This window comes from uncultured Aquimarina sp. (assembly GCF_947492115.1).
In the GTDB taxonomy this organism is placed as follows: Bacteria; Bacteroidota; Bacteroidia; order Flavobacteriales; family Flavobacteriaceae; genus Aquimarina.
Genome location: NZ_CANLMM010000003.1, coordinates 152,871 through 176,488 on the forward strand (window position 1 = coordinate 152,871; position 23,618 = coordinate 176,488).

Here is a 23,618-nt window from a genome sequence, read left to right on the forward strand (position 1 = left end):
CGCTTTTTTATGGTTGAACTTGAGCAATAGTTGGAGTTGATGGATTTAACCAGTCATCTACTTTGTCATACAATAGATCAAAAAGGGTGCGTTCTGTTAACTGAAATCGAGCGCTAAGTGTCATCCCTTTATTAAAATTTCCTTTAAAGCCGTTTTTTAACTCCAGATGTGTTTGATCAATAGCACAACGAACTTTAAAAACAGGTTCGTTATTTACGACGTCTACATCTTTACTAATATCTAGGATTTTTCCTGTCGCTAATCCCCATTGGTTATAGTTAAAGGCATCGACCTGAAAGCTTACTTTTTTCTCTTTGCTTACCAATCCTATATCAGAAGGAGATAAATAGCATTCTACAATGAGTCCAGTATCTGGTGATATTTCGGCTATTGGAGATCCGCTAATGATCATGCTTCCTGGTTCTATTCCTTTTACACTTTTCAGAATCCCATCTATCGGAGCAGTAATAATGTAATCTTTTTGATTTTGTTGTATCTGGGATACATTGCTTTGCAGTTCTCGTAATGCTACAGAGTAATCAGTTAGCTGGGTTTGCCAAGTGTTTTTTTGCTGTTTTCTGAATTGATGTAATGTGTTTATGGATAATTGATGCTCGAACTCGCTGTTTTCGAATTCTATTTTGGCAATCACTCCTTTTCCGTACAGTTTTTGATCTCTTTCGAAATCTATAAGTGTTTTGTCGAATCGGGTTTGTAGCTCTCCAATTTTTTGAGTGTAGTATAAAAATTCTTTTTGATAACGTGCTGATACCAGTTTCTCAAAACGTGGATGCGTAGCATTGATTAGATATTTGCAATCTGTAATGAATTGTTGCGTTTCTGAGATTTTGGAGGAAGAAAGTTCTATTTTTTCATCGAGAATTTCTTTATTGGTCATGAGAAGTGTATCTCCTTTTCGAACTTGCTGATTGTCTAGTAAATCTGCAAAAACTACCTTTCCTGATTGCAAAGGAGTAATGGTAATTCTTTCTTTACTGGGTTTTAGCATACCACGAGCCGTGGTATAAATGTCTATTTTTATAAAAGGTAAAAGGATAAACGCAATACAAATAGCAATTAGAATGATACCGTAAATCACTTTACTGCTATTGCGATGTTTAAACTGATGTACCTCTACAGTATTTTCGATAATCTCTTTTGGAAATAATTGTTTCATAAGATCCGTTTTTTGTGAGTTAAAAAATGAAATGATATATCGATATCATGACGTCTTCTAGATGAGTGATAATTTTTATGAGTACAGTAACCATCTGGTGTAAATTATTGATGGTTCAAATATAGTTTGGGTAATGACCTTATTACAAGGAGACTACATCGGGATTCTGGGAAATCAGACTCTGTATTCGCGGAATTCAGACATTGTTTTGTAGCGATAAAAAGCTGGTTGATTGCGACTTAAAAAAATAAGGATATCATTTTTAAAAAAAATGAAAGTGGTATATTTGCACCCTATTATTTAGGTAGACTATAGCCCCAAGACACTAAAATTTCACCACTATTGCAACGATTATTTTGTAGTATGGTTTATATAGATAATAAAAAATAGTCTATATAGATAAGGCATACTTATTGTGAATGGCTATGTATTAAAAATTTAATATTAGGTAGGTACATACCATGTATGAGATGATAAAACGTTACACCAATTACATTGCAGTTTGCATTATTTTCTTTTTACTCCACCAAATATCTGCACAGCAAGATCTAATTGCAGTGGATTCTTTAGACATAAAGAGTTATGAGCAACAGTTGATACAACTTCCTGTACCAGATTCTATAAGTAAAAAAAACTATTCATTTCGTGATTTATATGGACTTTATTATAAGTCCTTTGCTAAAAAAAAGGAAATCGCGGCATTATATGCTAATACTTATATTAAAAAAGCTAAGAGTAACAAGGATAGTATTAATCTAGCCTACGGGTATTATAATTTAGCTTATTTACTTAGAAGTAGTCTTGCAAACAACTATATGGATAGTATTATTTCAATCACGAAGGACAGAGATGGTAAAACATTCCCCAGTTCTGCTTATTTTAGTAAAGGTTCTTTTTTCTACAAAAAAAGAGCTTTTAAGAAAGCCTTAGATAATTATATTCTTGCAAATGAATATGCTCGTAAAAATTACAACCCGGATTTAATTTTTAAAATCAATCATGACATTGGGTTATTAAAAGATCGCATAGGAGAATATGAAGAGGCATTAAAATTACATAAAGAGAATTACGATTATTTAAAGAATAATAATGGCAAAGAAACTAGAAATAGGGAATATTTAAATAATCTATTTTCTATAACTACTTCTTTTTATCGATTACGGGAATTAGATTCGGCTACTTATTATAATAATATAGGTATTAATGAAGCATTAATATCTAAAAATGAAGAGCTACATAATTATTTTTTGATTAATAAAGGAATTATAAATTATTTTAAAGATAATAATGAGGAAGCAATCGAAAATATTGCAAAATCAGTTGCTTATTTTGAAAAGACCAATAATAAACCTAATCTAGCCGTTGGTTATTACTATCTAGGAAAGATTAATTATAAGGCAGAAAATAAGGAAAAAGGAGTTCTTTATTTTAAAAAATTAGATACCATTTTTCAACAACAAAAGGATATTTTACCCGAAACTCGAGATGGTTATGAAGTGTTAATTGATCACTACAAAAGTAATGATAACCCAAAACAGCAATTAGTTTATATAGAAAAACTAATAAAGGTCGATAGTGTATTGAATAGTAATTATAGGTATTTACAAAAGAAGATCACTCAAAACTATGATACTCCATTATTAATTCAGGAAAAAGATAAAATCATTGGTTCTTTGGAAAACGAACAAGTAATGTCTCGGTTTGGAATCATAGGGCTAACCATTATTAGTATCATAACAGGGGTGTTTTTATTTCTTAATTATACTAAAAAGAAGAAATATCAAAAAAGATTTGAAAGTCTTCTTACTAAAAAAGAAGTTCCAAAAGAAACATCTATTGTAAAAGAGTCTAAGAAAAAAGAGGCTGAGGATATTGGGATTTCAGAAACCATTGTACAACATATTTTGGCTTCTTTAGATGATTTTGAGGGCAAAAAAGAATATTTGACTCCAAATATTACCACAGCTGGATTAGCAAAACAATTTGATACCAATGCGAAGTATCTTTCTAAAGTGATTAATTTTTATAAGCAAAAAAGTTTTATTGCCTATATCAATGACTTAAGAGTAGACTATGTAGTAGAAAAATTACAGACCGATCAGAAATTAAGAAATTATACGATTAAGGCAATTGCACGAGAGATCGGTTTCAATACAACCGAAGCTTTTTCGAAATCTTTCCTTAAAAAAACAGGAATTTATCCGTCTTACTTTATAAAACAGCTAGAAAAGAAGAAAGTTTAGGTAAAAACATAAAAAACTTGTTTTCAGCGGTTTAAAGGTCGGAATTCCTGAATACAGAGATCTACCGTAGAATAATTGGTATAATTACAAGCAGATTTGATTAGTTTTGACCCAGACAAATAAATACTCACAAAAACTTTTACTCTAAGATGAAAAAGAAAAAAATCGAAAAAAAATTAAATCTGAATAAATTAAAAATTGCACAATTAAGTAGACCAGATTTAGTTCAAGGAGGATCTCTAAATGCACAAGTTTTTTTAGATGATGATGGGTCGGATGGTCAAGGATCTGCACAACCAACACCACCACCACCGCCACCATGTACGTTAACATCCTTGTTTCCAGTGGATCAATTAGGATAAGATATTCATTAAACAGCCTTATAGTGATAAAACTATAAGGTTGTTCTTTTAGTAATTCAATATGTTGTATTGTAAGTTGCAGAAGCTTAGTTTATTTATTATTTGCTATGCTTGTATATTTCAGATGTTTGGTCAAAGTAAATATGATCAAGAAATTGACGCTAATTGGTTTCAGTTAGATTTGATAAATGATTCTATCCCAGGAATTAGTTTAATAAAAGCTTATGACGAAATTCTTAAAGAAGAAATAAAAGAAAGCATTGTTGTAGCGGTGATAGATATGTCTACTGATATAAATCATGAAGATTTAAAAGATCAGATATGGACTAACATAGATGAAATACCTGATAACAATATAGATGATGATAAAAATGGATATATAGATGATATCCATGGCTGGAATTTCTTAGGAAATGCAAAAGGTGAGAACGTACTTTTTGCTAATTATGAGTATACCCGAATCATTAGAAAATACGATAGTGTTTTTAAGGATAAAGGAATTAATGATATTTCCAACGATGTGAAGGATGATTTTTTACTATATCGTAGAGCTAAAAAGAAGTATGAAGAGCGATTAACATATGCTAAAAATGATAAAGCTTATATCGATTACTATGACACAGGATATATAGCTGCCTCCAAAGCATTGAAAAATTATTTTCCCAAGAAAAAGTACACTAAGAAGAAGTTAGATAGTCTGAAAAATCGTTATAAAGATGATAAGTTTTTAAATGTACATTTAGATTATATGTTGGTGTATGTGCAATATAAGTTGACCCCAAAGTGGATACAAGATTATAAGCAAAAAGCTTATGAACGATTAGGCAAGCTTTTAAATTTAGATTACGATGAGCGTTTGACGGTTATTGGAGACAATCCACAGGATATTACTAATATTGGATACGGAAATAATCAAGTTGATAATAATCTCAAGTTATCAATGCATGGTACTAAAATGGCAGGGGTTATTGCTGCGACTAGAGATAATGGAAAGGGTATTGATGGTATTCTTAATAATGTTGAAATTATTCCATTATTAATTTCTCCATTTGGGAACGAGCATGATAAAGATATGGCACTTGCTATACGTTATGCTGTAGATAATGGAGCAAAAGTGATTAATATAAGTTCTAGTAAAGAATTTTCATTGTATCGTAAATGGGTTTCAGATGCTATAAAATATGCTGAAAAAAAGGATGTTTTAATTGTAACTTCTGCAGGTAATAATGGTTATGATTTGGAAGATCCTTCATTGTTCAATTATCCAGAGGATTCCGATAATGGTAATAACGAGATTGTTTCTAATTTTATTAAAGTAGGAGCTTCTTCTTATCATTTAAATAAAGGCATTTTAAATTCTGTTAGTAACTATGGGAAAACTCAAGTAGATCTATTCGCTCCTAGTGAGAAAACGTTAACTCTTGTGCCTTATGATGGATACGAAAGAGAAGGTGGTACATCAATATCCTGTGCGATAGTTTCGGGAGTAGCGGCTTTAATAAGATCGCACTATCCAGGATTATCTGCTAGCCAAGTAAAAGAAATTCTTATGAAATCCGGAACCTCTTATGACATAGAGGTAGAGGTGGAACAAGGCGATAAAACCAAAAAAATGATACCTTTTTCAGAGCTTTCTAAATCTGGAAAAATAGTAAATGCATATAATGCTTTACAAATGGCAAAACAGTTTTCTTTGGAATAATTGGTTGCTTGTTTTTTGAAAGATAAGTTCGAAAGATTACGTATTATTATTTTTAGTTCGATATAACAAGAACATAAAGTCTAAAAGCTATATTATAAAGAACCAGCTACAAATCAATGTAACTGGTTTTTTACTTTAATTACTTACTATTTCTTAACACGCGATGACGGCACCCGAAAGGATTCGAGTGAACTAGAGTTGGAACTAATTTTTTATATTGTAAGTGTCATTTTCTGAAATTCTACTGGATGGTAGAATATGCATATCTAATTTATCCGAATAAAGTACCATTCCTTTAGATATTTTGAAATCAAATTCAGACATAACTTTTTCCAAATAAATATTTTTAAATAATTTAATATATTTCTTATGTGTTTTATTATTTTCATGCTTCAATACTTGTATTGTATTATATTGTTTTAAAAGTATAGTTAGTTCTTCTTTGTTAAAATCTTCTCCAGTTTCCATTTTAGAATAATACTGGGATATTTGCTCATTAAATTTATCTTTAAATCTATTGTTAGTAAAAGTGATATTTTTAGGTGGAGTTAAATTACAACCCTGTAAAATAAAGATTAATGATATTAAGTATATTTTACTAATTACCCTCATTATTATTTGCTCGTTAAGTATTACAAAAATTACTGATAATTAATAAAGATGTTGCAAAGTAGATTGTGTTTCCATTACCATGAATCTAACTAAAGCCTAGTAGGAGAACTCTACATTAATAATCATAAACAAAAAAACCCAGCCTACAATGGTAAGCTGGGTTTTTGATTATTATTGTATCACTTCTCCATCTTTATCATGGAAGTGATATTCTAAATACGTGTAAGCGTCTCTAGGTATAACTTTTACCCATCTCTTATGGTCAAAAAACCACTTAGATCGGGCGGATGGAAATCCTTTGGTTAAAAAAGCTGCAATAAAAGGATGCGCGCTTAGCGTCAACTTTTTATGATCCTTTTTAATTAATTTTTCTAAATCGACCTTTATTTTATCTACTAAAACTATGGGCGCCTCAACTTCGCCATTTCCTCCGTTTGGATTGTCCTCACGGGTTTTGATATTCATTTCTGGTCGAACGCGTTGTCGCGTAATCTGAATCAAACCAAACTTACTTGGTGGTAAAATTTTGTGCTTCGCCCTGTCGTCTTTCATCTCTTCTCGTAAGTGGTTGAAGAGTGTTCTACGATTATCAGCATTATTCATGTCTATAAAATCGACTACGATAATACCTCCCATATCTCTTAGACGTAGTTGGCGGGCAACTTCGGTTGCACTGATTAGGTTGACTTCTAGTGCAGTGTCTTCTTGGTTCTTGGCTTTGTTAGATCGGTTACCACTGTTTACGTCAATGACATGCATTGCTTCAGTGTGTTCAATTACCAAATAGGCTCCCTTACTCATGGATACCGTTTTGCCAAAACTGGTTTTAATTTGTCTTTCAATACCGTATTTCTCAAATACCGGTACTTTAGACGTGTGTAACTTTACAATTGATTCTTTTTTTGGTGCAATTTCTTGCAGATACTCTTTAATTTGGTTGTAGAGATCTTGTTCATCTACAACAATAGAGGTGAAGGTATCATTAAAAACATCTCTTAATATCGAAGATGCTCTGTTCATTTCACCCAAAATTTTTGATGGATGGTGTGCTTTGTATAATTTTTTACACATAGACTCCCATCGGTCCATCAAGTTTTGCAAATCTCTATCTAGCTCTGCTACTTTTTTGCCTTCTGCTACTGTACGTACAATAATTCCAAAACCTTTTGGTTTGATACTTTTTACGAGCCTTTTTAGACGTTCTTTTTCTTCTGAAGATTCTATTTTTTGCGAAATAGAAACTCTACTAGAAAAAGGTACCAAAACAATATATCTACCAGCAATCGAAAGTTCAGAACTAATTCGAGGGCCTTTTGTAGAAATAGGTTCTTTTACTATTTGTACTAATAGCGATTGATTTGATTTTAACACGTCGGTAATAACGCCATGTTTATCAATATCGTTCTCAAAAGAAAAATTCTTAAGAGAGTAATCTTTTACTTTACCTGTGCTTACACGTTTAATGAATTTAAGTAAAGAAGATACTTGAGGACCCAGATCATGATAATGCAAAAACGCATCTTTTTCATACCCTACATTTACAAATGCAGCGTTTAAACCTGGAACAGCTTTTCGAATTTTGGCAATAAATATATCACCAACCGAAAAATTGCTGTCGTCTTCTTCCTTATGCAATTCAATTAGTTTTCCATCCTTTAATAAGGCAAAATCTGTAGAGGAACCAGATCTAATGATCAATTCTTTGTTCACTCTGATTAGATTTTTATTCCGAATGATATCGGAATGGATTAAACAAATTTTTTCACAGGAATTTTTAATAATTCCGTTGAAACAAAGTCTTATAAAGGTAGTGATATAAGAACTCTATTTCGATTTCAAAGAACATTCTTAAATACCAGAAAAAGTAGTTAGAAAACTACTTTTTCTTATGGCGATTAGCTCTTCTTCTTTTTTTACGCTTGTGCGTAGCTACCTTGTGTCTTTTACGTTTCTTACCACTTGGCATAGTGCGTCTTATTTATTGATTATTAATTTTTTACTTAACTTCTACGTTAGTTTTTACACCTTCAACAAACACTTTCGCTGGCTTAAAAGCAGGAATATTGTGTGCAGGTATTTTGATTGTAGTGTTTTTAGAAATGTTACGCCCAGTTTTTTCCGCTCTCGTCTTGATGATGAAGCTTCCAAATCCTCTTAAGTATACATTGTCTCCACTCTCTAAAGAACTTTTTACTTCTTCCATGAATGTTTCAACAGTTGCCTGAACATCTCCTTTTTCAATTCCTAGTTTTTCTGAAATTTTTGCTACAATATCTGCTTTAGTCATTATATTACCTATTTAGGGGTTTTTAAATTTTCAAGGGGGCAAATATAGCAATTTAAAATCCAAAATATCAATACTTAAGATGAAATTATCATCTTTTAATGGTTTAATTTTACAAAACTTAAGAATTCCTTATGATTTTCTCTAAAAAACTCATTTCGTGGTACTTACAAAACAAAAGATCGATGCCTTGGCGAGAAACTACCGATCCCTACCGTATTTGGTTAAGCGAAATTATCTTGCAACAGACTCGAGTTGCACAAGGATTGCCTTATTATTTAGCTTTTACAGAGCAGTATCCAACAGTTTTCGATTTGGCGAATGCAGAAGAGGAACAAGTACTAAAATTATGGCAAGGTTTAGGGTATTATTCGAGAGCTAGAAATCTACACACTACTGCAAAATATGTTGCCAATGATCTTCATGGTGTTTTTCCCGCTTCATATAAAGAGTTATTAAAGCTAAAAGGAGTAGGAGACTATACTGCTAGTGCTATTGCATCTATTTGTTATGATGAGGTAGTACCTGTGGTAGATGGAAATGTATACAGAGTGTTATCTAGATATTTTAATATTAGCACTCCTATTAATAGTACAGAGGGAATAAAGGAATTTAAAAAAGTGGCGATAGAGGTTATGGAGCAAGAGGAACCTGCTACGTACAATCAGGCAATCATGGAATTTGGAGCTTTACAATGTAAACCACAAAATCCTTATTGTATAGTATGTCCTCTAAATGATAGTTGTGAGTCTTTGCAAAAAGGCACAGTAGCGTCATTGCCGGTAAAATTGAAAAAATTAAAAGTTAAAAAACGATATTTTAATTATTTGATCTTTTTAGTGGACGATAAGCATACGGTGATTCGTCAGAGAACAGGAAAAGGAATATGGCAGAATCTATATGAATTTCCATTAATCGAAAGCGATAAAGATGTGAATTTGGAATATGTAGAAAAGCATGAAATACTAAAGGAAAGTATGTCAACCTCTTCCTATAATATAACCGTGTATGAAGAAGAGTTTAAAATTCATAAACTTTCGCATCAGCACCTGTACACACGGTTCTATATTATAAGGACAGATAATTCTCCTAAGTTTAATGATTCTTATCAGTTAATACCTATTGATAAAATCAAAGAATATCCTGTTCCTATATTATTAGGTAATTTTATAGATTCCTTTTTTAAGGTATGATGCTTTTTTATTACATTTACTATAATTAATAATAAAGAATATGTCTGGAACGTTGAATAAAGTAATGCTTATTGGCCATACGGGTGATGAGGTAAAGATGCATTATTTTGAAGGAGGAAACTGTATTGGTAGATTTCCACTGGCAACTAATGATTCTTATGTAAACAAAACCACAGGAGAAAGAGTTACTTCTACCGAGTGGCATAATATAGTAGTACGTAATAAAGCTGCAGAGATCTGCGAAAAGTATTTAAAAAAAGGAGATAAGGTATATATCGAGGGTCGTCTAAAAACTAGAAAATGGCAAGACGAACAAGGAAAAGATCGATATAGTACCGAAATACAGTGTACTGATTTTACATTTTTAACACCTAAAACTGAAGGTCAGCACTCTGAAATAGTTCCAGAAAAACAACCAACTATGGGTAATACTCCATCGGTTAGTACACCACAATCGGTTACATCTTCGCCAACAGAAATGGAAGAAGATGATCTTCCGTTTTAATTTGTTTAACTAAAGAGCTATAATTTGGACCCTGATCCTGAACCGTTATTTATTGTTTTAACAACTTTTGATTCGATGCAGGCAATCAATCTGATTGTCCTTGTTATACTATTGATCTGTTCGGCATTGATCTCCGGCAGCGAAGTGTCTCTATTTTCGCTTACGCCTTCTGATCTAAAAATAGAAGGAGAAGAAGAAACAATTCATCAAAAAATAATCTCAAAACTACTAAGCAAGCCAAAAAAGCTATTGGCTACGATTTTGGTAGCTAATAACTTCATCAATATTGCTATTGTATTGCTTTTTAATACTCTAGGAGAGGTGTTTTTTAAAGATCTTGATGATTTAGTAATTCCTTGGGCCACCTGGATTGATGTGCGATTTGTAGTAGAAGTAATCTTGGTGGCTTTTCTAATTTTATTATTCGGAGAAATACTACCAAAGATATATGCGAGTAGAAATAAGGTAAAGTTTGCAAGTTTTATGGCGCGTCCTTTGCAGTTTCTAGATTGGATCATTACTCCAATTAGTTTACCTATGCGTAGTGTTACCTTGTTAATTCACAATAGATTAGGAAAACAAAAATCCAATATTAGTGTAGATCAACTATCACAGGCATTGGAGTTAACATCAGATACTGATACTACTTCCGAAGAAAAGAAAATATTAGAAGGGATTGTATCTTTTGGAAATACAGATACCAAGCAGGTGATGAAGCCTAGGATTGATATTTTTGCGTTAAATAAAGAAAAGAAATATGCAGAGGTACTTCCGGAGATAATAAAACAAGGATATTCGCGTATTCCTGTATATGAAGATAGTATTGATAAAGTGGTAGGGATTTTATATGTAAAGGATCTTTTACCATACATTAATCATAAAGACTTTGATTGGGTTGGTTTAGTTAGGGATCCTTATTTTGTTCCTGAAAACAAAAAACTAGATGATTTGCTAAATGATTTTAAAGATAAAAAGAATCATTTGGCTATTGTTGTAGATGAGTATGGAGGTACAAGCGGACTAATTTCTTTAGAAGATATTATCGAGGAGATTGTAGGAGATATTAGTGATGAATTTGATGATGTAGATTTGGTGTTTTCTAAATTAGATGATCAAAATTATGTATTCGAAGGAAGAACATCACTAAAAGATTTTTACAAAGTACTAAAACTAGAGGATCATTCTATTTTTGAAAATAAGAAAGGAGATGCAGAAACGATTGCTGGTTTGTTGCTGGAAATGTCAGGAAGTTTTCCTAAAATAAATGATACAATAACGCTGGAACAGTACGTTTTTAAAATAGAATCCTTAGATAATAAGCGTATTAAGAGGATAAAACTAACAATTAATGAGGAAGAGTAGGCTATACATATTTTTGACTTCTATCATAATAGGAGTATTGTATTCATGCGGAGGTGAGACCTTGCCAAAACCAAAAGCAATGTTGCGTTTATCGTATCCATCTCCAAAATATGAAAAAGCCTTGCTAGATTGTTCGTATTCGTTTGAAAAAAATAGCTTAGCTTCTTTTCAGAAAGCAAGAAATAAAAAGGCCTGTTGGTATAATCTAGAATATCCACAGCTAAAAGCTACTATCTATTTGTCGTACTATGACATTGATAAAAATTTAGATTCTTTATTACGTGATGCTCAAAATCTAACTCAGGAGCATTTTATAAAAGCTGATGCGATACAGCCTAAGGATTTTGTATATCCAGAGAAAAAGGTCTATGGAAGAATATATGAAGTTAGTGGAAATGCAGCTTCTTCTTGTCAGTTTTATCTAACGGATAGTGTACAACATTTTGTCTCTGGTTCGGTTTATTTTAAAGTGAAACCTAACTACGATTCGATTCTTCCTGCTGCAAAATATCTAAGAAATGATGTAATCCATTTTATGGAAACAGTGCAGTGGAAAGAATAACGCTAAACGTTCGTTAATTTTTCTACATTACGAATTGTAGCTTATTTATTTTATTCATTTTTGCAGCTTATTAATTATCAATGCAACAGACTAAGCTCAAATGGATATACCTTGCGATATTGTCGTTAGTATGGGGTAGCTCATTTATTTTGATCAAAAAATCTTTGATCGGACTTACACCAATGCAGTTAGGTGCATTGAGAACCTTGTTTGCTGCGGCATTTTTATTTTTGATAGGCTTTCGTAGTATGAAAACTATTAAAAAGGAAGAATGGAAATGGGTGATAATTTCGGGTTTTTTAGGAACTTTTATTCCAGCATTTCTTTTTGCTTTTGCAGAAACCGAAATAGATAGTGGCGTGGTATCGGTACTTAATTCGACTACTCCTTTAGTTACATTGATATTAGGAGTTGTGTTGTTTTCTATAAACTTTAGCAGAAATCAGCTTATTGGAGTCATCGTTGGTTTAATAGGTTGTTTGGCACTTATATTAGAAGGAGCTTCTGTAAATCCAAATCAAAACTATTGGTATGCTGGTTTAGTTCTTTGTGCTTCAGTTTGTTATGCTACCAACGTGAATATTATCAAAAGGTATATGCAACAGATTTCTCCAATTGCCATTGCTAATGGTAATTTTATCGTGTTGGTAATTCCTTCGCTTATTGTTTTGTATTATTCAGATTTTTTTGAAGCTGAAGTTGTTCAAAGTCCAGAAGTACATACCAGTTTGATGTATATATCCATACTTGCGGTTGTAGGTACTGGTATCGCAAAAATATTATTCAATAAATTAGTGCAGATTAGCAGTCCCGTTTTTGCTACTTCTGTAACATACACCATACCTATCGTGGCATTGATGTGGGGATTATTGGATGGAGAGGAATTTTCTTTTTATCAGGTATTGGCAGCAGGGGTAATTATTCTTGGGGTGTATATTGCTAACAGAAAAAAATAAAGGTCCGTATTACTACGAACCTTTATCATCTTTTTTCTTGAATTAGATTTTATTTAAAATCTTCATCACTTACTCCTTCGTTCACTTTAATTTCTGAAACATTAAAATCGAATTTCTGAGGACCAGCAGCAATAGAGATGGTGTGTGGGAACTTAATTCCATTTACCTCTTTGTAGTTGCTATATCCAACGGTAGAAGGAATCTTTTGTCCTCCTTGTTCTTGGATAACAATATCCTTTATTTTAAGTCCTGTTTCCGTATCAAAGAATGAAGTTTTCTTATCACTTACTTTTACCTTGTATGCTTTTCCGTTTTCGTATGGTTCTATTCCTTCTAGCGTAGCATCTGTATTCTTTAATTCAGAAAATGGATGTGAATCCTTTTTAGCATCAGCAATCTGGGCTTCTGTATAGTCAATTTTCTGGCCTTGCGCCATAACATACCCTTTAGTTCCATCAAAAACATTTTTGTTTACCGAATTTCCGCCAAATAAGATATTAGAAAGTGTTTGGCTTTTAGAGGTCACTTTAAGGATCATGTCTAAGGTAGCTCCTCCCATAGATGCTTGAGCTGTTGTAAATGTAGAAGTAACTGCTTCTAATTTATCTTTTCCTCCAATAGCTTTAAAATAAGCGTCAAAAACAGATTGAGCCGTAACTCCTTCTGGTAATGCAGCGTTATAATCTGGTTTTTCGGTTTTATTTCCGAATTTATCAAAATATAGGATAGGGATTTTCTTTCCTTCGAATTGGATTTTTTCAAGGTTTTCAAGAACATCACTTCCTTTACCAACTAATACAATTCTTGCTTTATCTAAATTAAAATATTTATTAGCAATTCTTTTGATATCTGCTTTACTAACAGCATTAATTTTAGCAATAAAAGTTTCATAGAAATCTTTTGGAAGATTCTGAGTTTTGATATCAATACTTCTAGAAGCAATTGTTCTATCGTTTTCAGAAGCTAGGATAAAGTTCCCTAAGAATTTTGCTTTTGCATTTTTTAATACTTCATCATCAACATCTTCCGTTCTGATTCTTTTGATTTCTTTTAATGTTTCTACAACAGCGCTATCGGTTACCATGTTTCTTACTTTGGCAGTAACTCGAAATGCAGTCTTGAAATTTTTATTTCTAGGCATTGTAGATCTCGCACCGTATGTGTATCCGTGCTCTTCTCTTAAATTCATATTTACATAACTACCAAAAGATCCTCCTAGGATATAATTAGTAACCAACGCAGCATGATGGTCTTCATCTGCCATTTTAAGATCAGAAATATTCATAATTGCCATTTCTGTTTGTACAGCGTTAGGCATATCGATAAAGTTGATCTGTCTGTATTGAGCATCTTTTACATCAGGAATACCAAAAGAAGGTGCTTTTCCAGAGGTCCAAGAAGTGAAATGCTTTTCTACAAGATCTTTGGCCTTATCGTTATTGATATCACCGCTAATTACCATATAGGCATTTGCAGGAACAAAGTTCTTTCTATAATATTTCTCTACATCTGCTAATGTAATATTGCTTACAGTTTTTTCCGTTATGTATTCTCCTGCAGGATGGTTTTTCCCATAAGCTAATACACTTCGTACTCTACTTGCAACAGCTTCAGCACTGTTTTCTCCAGATTTAATTCCTTCAATAAGTTTCTTTTTTTCTAGATCTAATTCTTCTTGTGTGAAATTTGGATTTAAAGAAGCATCTGCGAATAGTTCAATGATTCGGTCAGAGTATTTTGATAATGACTGTGCAAAACCGCCAGATGCACCAACATTTACAAACGCCCCAAGAAAATCAACTTCTTCATTAAAAGCGTCTTTACTAATGCTTTTAGTTCCTTTTCCCATCATTTCTGAAGCGATTGCTTCAATACCGGCTTTTTCTCCTTCTGCATTTGGAGGATTGTCTAAGGACAAGCTTACTGTGATTCTTGGTAGCTTTTTATTTTCTACCACAAGTACCGTTAAACCATTACCCATTTTAAAGGTATAAGGTTCTCCTAAATTAATTACAGGTGTAGGTCCTGATTTTGGCATTTTAGATCGATCTATTTGCGCCTGAGCACTAACAGCAACCAATACAAATGCTATGATAAAGATTATATGTTTTTTCATCGTAATATTCTTTTTTATTATTTGCTCGACTCAGGTAAGTAGTCAAGATTAAGACGTTGGTTTTTATTTAAGTATTTTTTTGCAACGTTCTGAATGTCTTCTCTTGTAATAGATCTGTAAATGTCAATTTCTTTATTGATCAAACTAGTATCATTATATAGCATTTGGTATCTAGCTAATGAATTAGCGATCCCTTCTATACTAGAATTGGAATTCACAAAGTTATTTTCAAATTGATTTTGAAGTTTCTTAAACTCTCTCTCAGAAATCAATTCGTTTTGTAATTTTTCGATTTCAGCATCCATTTCTGCTTGTAGTTTATCCAGGCTTACATTTCCGAGAGGCAAGGCACCCATAATATAAGTTCCGTAGTCTTCTTGAGCATCTGTAAAAGCTAGTACCTGCAATGCCATTTTTTTGTCTTCTACCATATTCTTGTACATTCTAGAGCTATTACCTCCAGTAAGAATTGTAGATATGTAGTTTAATACATAAGCATCTTTATCTGTCTGTTTTGGTGTTCTGTAAACCAGTACTTTTGCAGGAATCTGAATGTTGGCATCCTTCTCTGTTGCTTTGATCTCTGTAGTAATAGGATCTTCTTTGATTACGGTTCTGGTTATTTTATCACCTGTATTTTTTATAGAGCCAAAATAATCAGCAATCATCTTCTTGGTGTCTTCAATCTGAATATCTCCTGCTACGACTAAAGTTGCATTATTTGGATTATAGAATTTTTTGTTGAAAGCAATAAATTCATCAAGTTTAGCAGCGTCTAAATCTTCCATACTTCCGATCACAGATTGTCCGTAAGGATGCTTTTTGAAGATGTATTTATTAATTCCAGTTCTGTAGATAATCTTTCCATAAGGAGCGTTATCTATACGTTGTCTTTTCTCTTCTTTTACTACTTCGTTTTGAGTATCTACACCTATCTTATTAATCACTGGGTGTAACATACGTTCTGATTCCATCCATAATCCTAGCTCTAGATTGTTAGATGGCAAAGTCTCGTAGTAGTAAGTTCTATCTTGAGTGGTATTTGCATTATTTCTTCCTCCATTGGCAGAAACGATATCAAACCACTTTCCTCTTTCTATATTTTTAGTACCCTCAAATAATAGGTGTTCGAAAAAATGGGCAAACCCTGTTCTTCCTGTTTCTTCATCTTTAGCGCCTACGTGATACATCACACCTACCGTTACCACAGGTGCTTTGTTTTCTTGATGTAGAATTACATGTAGACCATTATCCAGGTCATACTCTGTGTATTCTACTTCTTGCGCATTTCCTGATACTGCCATCAGGAATCCACAAGCAATTGTGTAAAGTTTAGTTTTCATTTATAACAATTTTGTTTATTGAATTTGTATGCAAAGATCGGATTTTGTTACAATTTAAACGAAAAAGAATTTTAACGTTGTAAATAGCTAGTTACTAATAAATTAACAGTTCTTTAAGGGTGAAAGCCGTTTATTATCGATAAATTACTATAAAAACTAAACAAGAAAATTATGAAAAAGTCTACTATTCCTGTTAAATATGGTGTTTTGATTGCAATTGGATTGATTGCTTATTTTTTACTTTTATCATTAGTTGGAGCACAAACCAACCCAGCTTTTAGTTTAGGTAATGGTTTTATTGTTGCTTATGGTCTCTACAGAGCAATGAGGGATTATAAGTTAGAAAAAGGAAGTCAATTTGAATATCAAAAAGGATTTATGGCAGGTTTATTTACTGGATTTAATGCTACTTTAATCTTTACTATTTTCTTTGCTATATACGTTACCAATATCAATACAAACTTTCTTCCAGAAATGCTTGCAAATTGGAGTTCACATTATCATGTAGGAGTTGGTATTGTGGTATTTGTAGCTGCCATAATGGGATTTGCTACAACTTTTGTGCTTACCTTATCCTTTATGCAATTATTTAAAGAAAGTTGGAATATTAAGAAAAAGCATCATTCTCATCCTATAAAGGCGTAAAATATTTGTCAGTTAATTAATTAGCAGTATATTTGCATCCGCTTATTTAATAGGCGGTTGTTCTTTAAATATAAAAAATTAATTAAACGTTACGCTATGTACGCAATTGTAGAGATAGCAGGGCAGCAATTTAAAGTTGCGAAAGACCAAAAAGTTTTTGTTCATCGTTTAGCAGGAGAAGAGGGAGATACAGTTTCTTTCGATAAAGTTCTTCTTACTGCAGATGGAGATAATGTTACTTTAGGCGCCCCGGCTATAGATGGAGCTCAAGTAGGAGCGAAAATCACAAGACACCTAAGAGGTGATAAAGTTATTGTTTTCAAGAAAAAGAGACGTAAAGGTTACCGTGTAAAAAATGGTCACCGTCAATCTCTTACTGAAATCGTAATTGAAAGTATTGTTGCTTCTGGAGCTAAGAAAGCTGCTCCTAAGAAAGAAACTAAGAAGGCTGAGCCAAAAGCAAAAGCTGAGAAAAAAGTAGAAGCACCAAAGAAATCTGCTCCTAAAAAGGAAGCGAAAGCAGATGATCTTAAAAAGATTGAAGGTATTGGACCAAAAATCGCATCTACATTAGTAGAAGCAGGAATCGCCACTTTTGCTGATTTAGCAAAGACTGATGCTGCTAAGATTTCAGAAATCATCGCTGAAGTACGTGGTAACCACGTAACAGACACTTGGCCTGCACAAGCAAAATTAGCTGCTGAAGGTAAGTGGGACGAATTAAAGAAATGGCAAGACGAATTGGATGGTGGTAAAGCTTAATTGCTTCATTCAATTTTAAGTTTAACATAATAAAACCTAGAAATTATGGCTCATAAAAAAGGAGTTGGTAGTTCGAAGAATGGTAGAGAATCAGAATCGAAACGATTAGGTGTTAAGATTTTTGGTGGACAAGCTGCCGTAGCTGGAAACATCATTGTAAGACAAAGAGGTACAGCACATAAGCCAGGTGAAAACGTTTACGCTGGTAAAGATCACACACTACACGCTAAAGTAGATGGTGTAGTAAAATTCACTAAGAAAAAAGATAATAAATCTTATGTTTCTATAGTTCCTTTTGAAGCATAAGAATATTTTCCTTTGTAATAAAGACGAAGCCCTTTTCAAATAAACTTGAAAAGGGCTTTTTATTCGAATTAAACTTCTTTTAAACCTAAATTTTATGAAATTGCGACTAAACCAAATTGTGCTTTGCTTTGTTTTTCTTTTGATCGTAAGCACTGTAGTCTCGCAGGAAATACCAAAATATGATTATTTAGAAATCATAGTTGTCCAAAAAACTAATAATAGTGGAAGTATTAAAAGAATAAAGGTGGAAGAACAGGAGTCTTTAAAAGGTAAAGCGATTTCGATTAAAGAAATTGAAGATCTCGATGGTACTTCAGATTTGTTGAATTATATGAATGCAGCCAATTGGGAGTTTGTAGACCGTCAATCTGTAGTTTCTGAAGAAAATGATCCGGTATGGATGAGTTATATTTTCCGGAAACGGAAATATTAACTTAAATATGGTATACTAGTATTGTAGATTAGGTTTGCAAATTTTTATAGCTTAAACCAATAAAAAAACTCCTTGTTTAATAAACAAGGAGTTTTTTGTAAATATATACGTTTTAAGATATTATCCTAATTAATATCTGTAGTGTTCTGGTTTAAATGGTCCTTCTACCGTAACACCAATATAATCAGCTTGATCTTTTCGTAATTCTGTTAATTCTACTCCGATTTTAGCTAAGTGAAGTTTAGCTACCTTTTCATCTAAGTGCTTTGGTAACATATATACTTCATTTTTATAGTTTTCGCTATGTTTCCAAAGCTCTATTTGTGCTAAAGTTTGATTGGTAAAAGAATTACTCATTACAAAACTTGGGTGACCTGTTGCACATCCTAAATTCACCAAACGACCTTCTGCAAGAATGATCACATCATTACCATTGATATTATATTTATCTACTTGTGGTTTGATGGTGTCTTTTGTATTTCCGTAGTTTTTATTTAACCACGCCATATCGATTTCGTTATCGAAATGTCCAATATTACAAACAATTGCTTTGTCTTTAAGGGCTTCGAAATGATGTCCTTGTACAATGTCTTTGTTACCTGTAGTAGTAATTACAATATCCGCATTTCCGATTACAGTTTCTAGTTTTTTAACTTCGAAACCGTCCATTGCAGCTTGTAAAGCACAGATCGGATCTATTTCGGTAACCGTAACAATAGAACCAGCACCTCTAAATGATGCAGCTGTTCCTTTACCAACATCTCCGTATCCACAAACAATTACACGTTTACCAGCTAACATTACATCTGTTGCTCTTCTGATAGCGTCAACTGCACTCTCTTTACAACCGTATTTGTTGTCAAATTTAGATTTAGTAACAGAATCATTTACGTTAATTGCTGGCATAGGCAACGTACCGTTTTTCATTCTTTCGTATAAACGGTGAACCCCAGTAGTGGTTTCTTCAGAAAGTCCTTTAATACCATCCACTAGTTCTGGATATTTATCCAATACCATGTTTGTTAAATCTCCACCATCATCTAGAATCATATTTAATGGCTTACGATCTTCTCCAAAAAACAGTGTTTGCTCTATACACCAATCAAATTCTTCTTCATTCATTCCTTTCCATGCGTATACCGGTATTCCAGCATCTGCAATTGCTGCTGCTGCCTGATCTTGAGTAGAAAAAATATTACATGAACTCCAAGTAACCTCTGCTCCAAGAGCTTGTAATGTTTCGATTAGTACTGCGGTTTGGATAGTCATATGTAGACAACCTGCAATACGAGCCCCTTTAAGAGGTTGTTCGTCTTTATATTCTTCTCTTAAGGACATAAGACCTGGCATTTCTGCTTCTGCTAGTTCAATTTCTTTTCTCCCCCAAGCAGCTAATGAAATGTCTTTAACTTTGTAAGGAACATAAGGTACTGTTTTGGTACTCATAGTATCTGTTTTATAGTTATCAAGTGCAATAATTTTAGTATTTCGCACCAAATTATTCTAAATTCGTTTCCCGAAAATTAAGGTCTTCACTCCTAATTTTCAGTTTGCAAAGGTACATAATAACTTTAAGAATTCGCATGCCTCTTTACAAAACTATAACAGTAGATGAAACCACTAATATATTGATTTGGAAGATAGAAGAGTCTTTTGAAGATCTGTCTGATGGAATTGAACTTACGGACCATTGTCAAAATAGAGTTGACAATATGAAATCTGATCTGCATAGAAGGGGATTTATGAGTGTTCGTCATTTATTAGCCTTTTTTGGATATACAGATCATGATTTATATTATGATGATTTTGGGAAACCACATTTAAAAGATGGGAAACAAATTTCTATTACACATTCTTATGAATTTGCTGGTGTTATAATTAGTGATAAATTAGTGGGAATTGATATCGAAAAGCAACGAGATAAGATTGTTAGGATTGCTCATAAATTTGTGGAATCAGAACAGGAATTTGTCGAGCAATTTCAAGAAGAAAAGGTTAGGGTTCTGACGGTTATTTGGGGGGCCAAAGAGTCTTTGTACAAATTATATGGGACGGCAGGTCTTAGTTTTGAGCAAAATATTCATGTAACACCATTTAATCTCGGAATTCCTTTTACAACGGCAAGTTTACATTATAAAAACAAAATCAGCTATTATGATATTACTTTTTTAGAGTTTGAAGGTTTTACCTGTGTATATGCTTTACCAATATAAATCATTTTTTAAAATAGAAATAACTAGGTTTTACACGTTTTTGTTTTATATTGATAAACCGAATAATAAACATCAAATAGGCTTTCGAAGCGGAAACTAACTGTTAAAATTGAAAACAAGATTGAATACTGTGTTTTTGTTTCTGACTAATAAAAGAATTTACAAAAGTGAATATTACAGATAAAGATATTAAGCTAATAACATCAAAAGGATTAACTGTAGAACGGGTATTATCCCAGATAGAAACTTTTAAAAACGAAATTCCCTTTGTTGCATTAAGGAGTGCGGCAAGTTTAGAGAATGGTATTTTGAAGTTTTCAGACCATTATCAAACCGAATTAACTAAGTTATATGAATCTAAGTCCGCGGATTTAGATACGATTAAGTTTGTTCCTGCATCTGGTGCAGCAACTAGAATGTTCAAAGACCTATTTAAGTTTTTGGATAATTACGAATATAAAAAAGAGAGTTTGAATTCTTATACGAATCACGAAAAAGCAACTGCTATACGTTTATTCCTGATTGGCTTAGAAAAGTTTCCTTTTTATGAAACTGTAATGCAAGATGTGAAGAATTCGTATCCTAATTTTGAGTCTCTTTCTGAAGGACGTCAGTTATATATATTTATTGAGATGATGTTAAAAGAAAAAGGGTTGAATTTTGGTTCATATCCAAAGGGTTTATTACCATTTCATAAATATCCAAATAGTATAGCTACTTCTTTCGAGGAACATTTATACGAAGCTGCAGGGTATAATAAAAGCGTTAATGGAGATTCTAAACTGCATTTTACTATTTCAAAAGATCACTTGGATGCATTTAAAGATGAGTTTGAGAGAATTAAGAAAAAGGTAGAGGAGAAAACAGATACTAACTTTATTATTACTTATTCTTTTCAGAAATCAGAAACAGATACTATTGCAGTAGATGAAAATAACGAACCTTTTAGAACGGAAAAAGGTTCCTTGTTTTTTAGACCTGGAGGGCACGGAGCATTGATCGAAAATTTAAACGAACTGGATTCTGATATTATCTACATAAAGAATATTGATAATGTGGTCGTTCGAAAATATCAGGATGAGGTTTCTGGATATAAAAAGATACTGGCCGGTAAGTTGATAGAAATTCAGGAAGAAGCTTTTAGAATATTACATGCTATTGACAAAAAACCCCCAACTGAAGCAGAGCTAACTGACATAAAGAAGTTCTTGGTAGAGCAACTTAATGTTCGTTTGCCTTTAGACTTTGACAAATTTTCTGAGAAGTATAAAATCGAATTTTTACAGGAATCTTTAAATAGACCGATCCGAGTTTGTGGGATGGTAATTAATGAAGGAGAACCTGGAGGAGGACCTTTTTGGGTTAAGAAAGATAATGGAAGGCTAGTGTTACAGATTATAGAAACTCCTCAGATTAATACACAGGATCATAGACAACGTGAAATATTGGAAAGCGCTACTCATTTTAATCCAGTAGATCTGGTTTGTGGAGTTAGAGACTATAAAGGAAATAAATTTGACCTAACGCAATATATTGATCCAAATGCTGGATTCATAACTACTAAATCATTAAATGGAAAAGTTTTGAAAGCGCTAGAACTTCCAGGATTGTGGAATGGTGCTATGGCAAATTGGATTAGTGTTTTTGTGGAGGTTCCTCTTACTACTTTTAATCCCGTAAAAACTGTAAATGATTTGCTTAAATCTGCTCATCAAGTAAAACTTTTTTCGTGAATACTTCTGTTCTTCTCAGCGAATTGAAATTTAAATCTGTACGAAGTTCTGGAGCTGGTGGTCAACATGTAAATAAGGTGTCCACTAAAGTAGAGCTTAGTTTTCATATACAAGATTCAAAAGGGATTACAGAAGAAGAAAAAGTAAAGATTTATAATAAGCTTGCTTCTAGAATAACAAAATCTGGTCATTTGATCTTACAATGTGGTGATACAAGAAGTCAGCACAGAAATAAGGAACTTGTGATTACTAGATTTTTAGATGTTCTAAAAGCGAGCTTACAGGTGAAAAAGTCCAGAAAACCATCAAAGCCTACAAAAGCATCTGTCAAAAAAAGGTTAGAGAATAAAAAACAACACTCCTTAAAAAAATCAAATCGTAAAAAACCACTTTTTTGATTTGCTGCATTTGTCAAAAAGTGTGTAAAATTTCTACACTTTTATGTGGATTTTACGAGTTTCCACAGTTTTTTGATTTTTCATTTAATTTTTAATCTACTGTCTTACAGTATTTTGTAATTTTTTCTGTATTACTTATTTTTTGGAACAATTATTCCTTTCTATATAATCGTAAAACAAGTTTTTACATATTAACAAAATGAAAAATTTACAAATGATCATCGCGATAGTAGTAAGTATTATTTCAGCACAAGGAGTGATAGCACAGGATGAGTTAGCTGAAAATGATGGATGGGAGTTTATGGATTACGAATATGAGCTGCAAGAATATACTGAAATCGAAATTGTAGAATTACCTATGATGGTTCAAGATGCAGCTGCTAAAGATTTTGAAAACTTACGTATTTATAGAGCTTATATATCAAAGGATAATACCTATAAGATTGTCCTTAAAGGTAAAGATAACTATACTAAAGTTGTATTTGCAAGCGCTAATGGCGAATGGATTAAGCCAGACGACAAATCTTAAATCTAGGGGTAGAAAAGGATATCGTTTTGCAACCAAAAGACGATATAAAGTTGTTTAGTGCTAAAAAGAGACCCAATCCCAAGGGTCTCTTTTTTATTTTTTACGTTTCTTTGAAGAAGAGAATTATTAAATGTTTTTAATATTTAATTTTATATAATACATTTAGAATTAAATGATATCAT

The 23,618-nt window shown here is 32.5% G+C and carries 23 protein-coding genes; 16 read left to right on the top strand and 7 right to left on the bottom strand.

Translation table 11 applies throughout. The features are described 5' to 3' along the window. Positions 1–7: 7 nt before the first annotated feature. Positions 8–1,177 (bottom strand): HlyD family efflux transporter periplasmic adaptor subunit, encoded by a 1,170-nt coding sequence (locus Q1A73_RS10240; protein WP_299604978.1) that lies wholly within the window; start codon positions 1,175–1,177, stop codon positions 8–10. 470 nt (positions 1,178–1,647) lie between these two features. Here Q1A73_RS10240 and Q1A73_RS10245 point away from each other — a divergent pair, with 470 nt between their 5' ends. From Q1A73_RS10245 to Q1A73_RS10255, 3 genes are all read left to right on the top strand, one after another. Continuing rightward, positions 1,648–3,420 carry a helix-turn-helix domain-containing protein gene (locus Q1A73_RS10245; RefSeq protein WP_299604980.1) on the top strand — a complete coding sequence of 591 codons (1,773 nt, stop codon included), beginning with the start codon at positions 1,648–1,650 and terminating at the stop codon, positions 3,418–3,420. Positions 3,421–3,569: 149 nt separating this feature from the next. Beyond that, on the top strand, positions 3,570–3,782 hold the full coding sequence (locus Q1A73_RS10250) for a class I lanthipeptide (protein ID WP_299604982.1): 213 nt from the start codon (positions 3,570–3,572) through the stop codon (positions 3,780–3,782). Positions 3,783–3,906: 124 nt separating this feature from the next. Further along, positions 3,907–5,484 carry a S8 family serine peptidase gene (locus tag Q1A73_RS10255; RefSeq protein ID WP_299604984.1) on the top strand — a complete coding sequence of 526 codons (1,578 nt, stop codon included), beginning with the start codon at positions 3,907–3,909 and terminating at the stop codon, positions 5,482–5,484. Between the two features lie 204 nt (positions 5,485–5,688). Here the strand turns inward: Q1A73_RS10255 and Q1A73_RS10260 are convergent, their stop codons facing one another. The 3 genes from Q1A73_RS10260 to Q1A73_RS10270 all read right to left on the bottom strand — a co-directional run bounded on the left by Q1A73_RS10260 (position 5,689) and on the right by Q1A73_RS10270 (position 8,383). Then, positions 5,689–6,096, bottom strand: coding sequence for a hypothetical protein (locus Q1A73_RS10260; RefSeq protein ID WP_299604986.1), 408 nt, complete (start codon positions 6,094–6,096; stop codon positions 5,689–5,691). Between the two features lie 171 nt (positions 6,097–6,267). Next, positions 6,268–7,806 carry an Rne/Rng family ribonuclease gene (locus Q1A73_RS10265; protein WP_299604988.1) on the bottom strand — a complete coding sequence of 513 codons (1,539 nt, stop codon included), beginning with the start codon at positions 7,804–7,806 and terminating at the stop codon, positions 6,268–6,270. A 286-nt stretch (positions 7,807–8,092) separates the two neighbouring features. Further along, complete coding sequence (locus Q1A73_RS10270) at positions 8,093–8,383, bottom strand: HU family DNA-binding protein (RefSeq protein ID WP_024768281.1); 291 nt, start codon at positions 8,381–8,383, stop codon at positions 8,093–8,095. A gap of 131 nt (positions 8,384–8,514) precedes the next feature. On the opposite strand from Q1A73_RS10270, the gene mutY reads away from it, so the two are divergent. The 5 genes from mutY to Q1A73_RS10295 all read left to right on the top strand — a co-directional run bounded on the left by mutY (position 8,515) and on the right by Q1A73_RS10295 (position 12,958). After that, positions 8,515–9,573 carry an A/G-specific adenine glycosylase gene (mutY, locus tag Q1A73_RS10275; RefSeq protein ID WP_299604990.1) on the top strand — a complete coding sequence of 353 codons (1,059 nt, stop codon included), beginning with the start codon at positions 8,515–8,517 and terminating at the stop codon, positions 9,571–9,573. Between the two features lie 40 nt (positions 9,574–9,613). Then, on the top strand, positions 9,614–10,078 hold the full coding sequence (gene ssb, locus Q1A73_RS10280; protein ID WP_299604992.1) for a single-stranded DNA-binding protein: 465 nt from the start codon (positions 9,614–9,616) through the stop codon (positions 10,076–10,078). A 24-nt stretch (positions 10,079–10,102) separates the two neighbouring features. Next, entirely contained in the window at positions 10,103–11,440 is a 1,338-nt protein-coding gene (gldE, locus tag Q1A73_RS10285) for a gliding motility-associated protein GldE (RefSeq protein WP_299604994.1), read from the top strand. Then, a complete protein-coding gene (gene gldD, locus Q1A73_RS10290) occupies positions 11,427–12,002 on the top strand; it encodes a gliding motility lipoprotein GldD (protein ID WP_299604996.1) in 576 nt (191 codons plus the stop codon). The genes gldE and gldD overlap by 14 nt, the downstream gene beginning before the upstream one ends. An 80-nt stretch (positions 12,003–12,082) precedes the next feature. Further along, positions 12,083–12,958 (top strand): EamA family transporter, encoded by an 876-nt coding sequence (locus tag Q1A73_RS10295; protein WP_299604998.1) that lies wholly within the window; start codon positions 12,083–12,085, stop codon positions 12,956–12,958. Positions 12,959–13,007: 49 nt separating this feature from the next. Here Q1A73_RS10295 and Q1A73_RS10300 read toward each other — a convergent pair whose 3' ends face one another. Both Q1A73_RS10300 and Q1A73_RS10305 read right to left on the bottom strand, forming a co-directional pair. Beyond that, the gene (locus Q1A73_RS10300; RefSeq protein WP_299604999.1) at positions 13,008–15,074 is read right to left on the bottom strand and encodes a pitrilysin family protein; all 2,067 of its coding nucleotides are present in this window, start codon (positions 15,072–15,074) and stop codon (positions 13,008–13,010) included. A 17-nt stretch (positions 15,075–15,091) separates the two neighbouring features. Continuing rightward, on the bottom strand, positions 15,092–16,417 hold the full coding sequence (locus tag Q1A73_RS10305) for a pitrilysin family protein (protein ID WP_299605001.1): 1,326 nt from the start codon (positions 16,415–16,417) through the stop codon (positions 15,092–15,094). 171 nt (positions 16,418–16,588) lie between these two features. On the opposite strand from Q1A73_RS10305, the gene Q1A73_RS10310 reads away from it, so the two are divergent. The 4 genes from Q1A73_RS10310 (at position 16,589) to Q1A73_RS10325 (ending at position 18,563) form a co-directional block, all read left to right on the top strand. After that, the gene (locus tag Q1A73_RS10310; RefSeq protein ID WP_299605003.1) at positions 16,589–17,062 is read left to right on the top strand and encodes a DUF4199 domain-containing protein; all 474 of its coding nucleotides are present in this window, start codon (positions 16,589–16,591) and stop codon (positions 17,060–17,062) included. 96 nt (positions 17,063–17,158) lie between these two features. Continuing rightward, entirely contained in the window at positions 17,159–17,824 is a 666-nt protein-coding gene (rplU, locus tag Q1A73_RS10315) for a 50S ribosomal protein L21 (protein WP_299605005.1), read from the top strand. Between the two features lie 45 nt (positions 17,825–17,869). Beyond that, entirely contained in the window at positions 17,870–18,130 is a 261-nt protein-coding gene (rpmA, locus tag Q1A73_RS10320) for a 50S ribosomal protein L27 (RefSeq protein WP_211073876.1), read from the top strand. 94 nt (positions 18,131–18,224) lie between these two features. Continuing rightward, positions 18,225–18,563: a hypothetical protein gene (locus Q1A73_RS10325; RefSeq protein WP_299605009.1), complete on the top strand. Its 339-nt coding sequence runs from the start codon at positions 18,225–18,227 to the stop codon at positions 18,561–18,563. 129 nt (positions 18,564–18,692) lie between these two features. Here Q1A73_RS10325 and ahcY read toward each other — a convergent pair whose 3' ends face one another. After that, positions 18,693–20,009 carry an adenosylhomocysteinase gene (gene ahcY, locus Q1A73_RS10330; RefSeq protein ID WP_299605012.1) on the bottom strand — a complete coding sequence of 439 codons (1,317 nt, stop codon included), beginning with the start codon at positions 20,007–20,009 and terminating at the stop codon, positions 18,693–18,695. Between the two features lie 137 nt (positions 20,010–20,146). On the opposite strand from ahcY, the gene Q1A73_RS10335 reads away from it, so the two are divergent. The 4 genes from Q1A73_RS10335 to Q1A73_RS10350 all read left to right on the top strand — a co-directional run bounded on the left by Q1A73_RS10335 (position 20,147) and on the right by Q1A73_RS10350 (position 23,436). Further along, positions 20,147–20,776, top strand: coding sequence for a 4'-phosphopantetheinyl transferase superfamily protein (locus Q1A73_RS10335; protein ID WP_299605013.1), 630 nt, complete (start codon positions 20,147–20,149; stop codon positions 20,774–20,776). A 167-nt stretch (positions 20,777–20,943) separates the two neighbouring features. Then, positions 20,944–22,509, top strand: coding sequence for a DUF4301 family protein (locus tag Q1A73_RS10340; RefSeq protein WP_299605015.1), 1,566 nt, complete (start codon positions 20,944–20,946; stop codon positions 22,507–22,509). Beyond that, positions 22,506–22,907, top strand: coding sequence for an alternative ribosome rescue aminoacyl-tRNA hydrolase ArfB (arfB, locus tag Q1A73_RS10345; RefSeq protein WP_299605017.1), 402 nt, complete (start codon positions 22,506–22,508; stop codon positions 22,905–22,907). Before Q1A73_RS10340 ends, arfB begins: the two co-directional genes overlap by 4 nt. A gap of 199 nt (positions 22,908–23,106) precedes the next feature. Then, positions 23,107–23,436 (top strand): hypothetical protein, encoded by a 330-nt coding sequence (locus Q1A73_RS10350; protein WP_299605019.1) that lies wholly within the window; start codon positions 23,107–23,109, stop codon positions 23,434–23,436. Positions 23,437–23,618 lie beyond the last annotated feature (182 nt).

Bases quoted from the DNA above. Each gene is read 5' to 3' on its own strand.
- Q1A73_RS10240 (WP_299604978.1), bottom strand. From the start codon at position 1,177: ATGAAACAATTATTTCCAAAAGAGATTATCGAAAATACTGTAGAGGTA.
- Q1A73_RS10245 (WP_299604980.1), top strand. From the start codon at position 1,648: ATGATAAAACGTTACACCAATTACATTGCAGTTTGCATTATTTTCTTT.
- Q1A73_RS10250 (WP_299604982.1), top strand. From the start codon at position 3,570: ATGAAAAAGAAAAAAATCGAAAAAAAATTAAATCTGAATAAATTAAAA.
- Q1A73_RS10255 (WP_299604984.1), top strand. From the start codon at position 3,907: ATGTTTGGTCAAAGTAAATATGATCAAGAAATTGACGCTAATTGGTTT.
- Q1A73_RS10260 (WP_299604986.1), bottom strand. From the start codon at position 6,096: ATGAGGGTAATTAGTAAAATATACTTAATATCATTAATCTTTATTTTA.
- Q1A73_RS10270 (WP_024768281.1), bottom strand. From the start codon at position 8,383: ATGACTAAAGCAGATATTGTAGCAAAAATTTCAGAAAAACTAGGAATT.
- mutY (WP_299604990.1), top strand. From the start codon at position 8,515: ATGATTTTCTCTAAAAAACTCATTTCGTGGTACTTACAAAACAAAAGA.
- ssb (WP_299604992.1), top strand. From the start codon at position 9,614: ATGTCTGGAACGTTGAATAAAGTAATGCTTATTGGCCATACGGGTGAT.
- gldD (WP_299604996.1), top strand. From the start codon at position 11,427: ATGAGGAAGAGTAGGCTATACATATTTTTGACTTCTATCATAATAGGA.
- Q1A73_RS10295 (WP_299604998.1), top strand. From the start codon at position 12,083: ATGCAACAGACTAAGCTCAAATGGATATACCTTGCGATATTGTCGTTA.
- Q1A73_RS10300 (WP_299604999.1), bottom strand. From the start codon at position 15,074: ATGAAAAAACATATAATCTTTATCATAGCATTTGTATTGGTTGCTGTT.
- Q1A73_RS10305 (WP_299605001.1), bottom strand. From the start codon at position 16,417: ATGAAAACTAAACTTTACACAATTGCTTGTGGATTCCTGATGGCAGTA.
- Q1A73_RS10310 (WP_299605003.1), top strand. From the start codon at position 16,589: ATGAAAAAGTCTACTATTCCTGTTAAATATGGTGTTTTGATTGCAATT.
- rplU (WP_299605005.1), top strand. From the start codon at position 17,159: ATGTACGCAATTGTAGAGATAGCAGGGCAGCAATTTAAAGTTGCGAAA.
- rpmA (WP_211073876.1), top strand. From the start codon at position 17,870: ATGGCTCATAAAAAAGGAGTTGGTAGTTCGAAGAATGGTAGAGAATCA.
- Q1A73_RS10325 (WP_299605009.1), top strand. From the start codon at position 18,225: ATGAAATTGCGACTAAACCAAATTGTGCTTTGCTTTGTTTTTCTTTTG.
- ahcY (WP_299605012.1), bottom strand. From the start codon at position 20,009: ATGAGTACCAAAACAGTACCTTATGTTCCTTACAAAGTTAAAGACATT.
- Q1A73_RS10335 (WP_299605013.1), top strand. From the start codon at position 20,147: ATGCCTCTTTACAAAACTATAACAGTAGATGAAACCACTAATATATTG.
- Q1A73_RS10350 (WP_299605019.1), top strand. From the start codon at position 23,107: ATGAAAAATTTACAAATGATCATCGCGATAGTAGTAAGTATTATTTCA.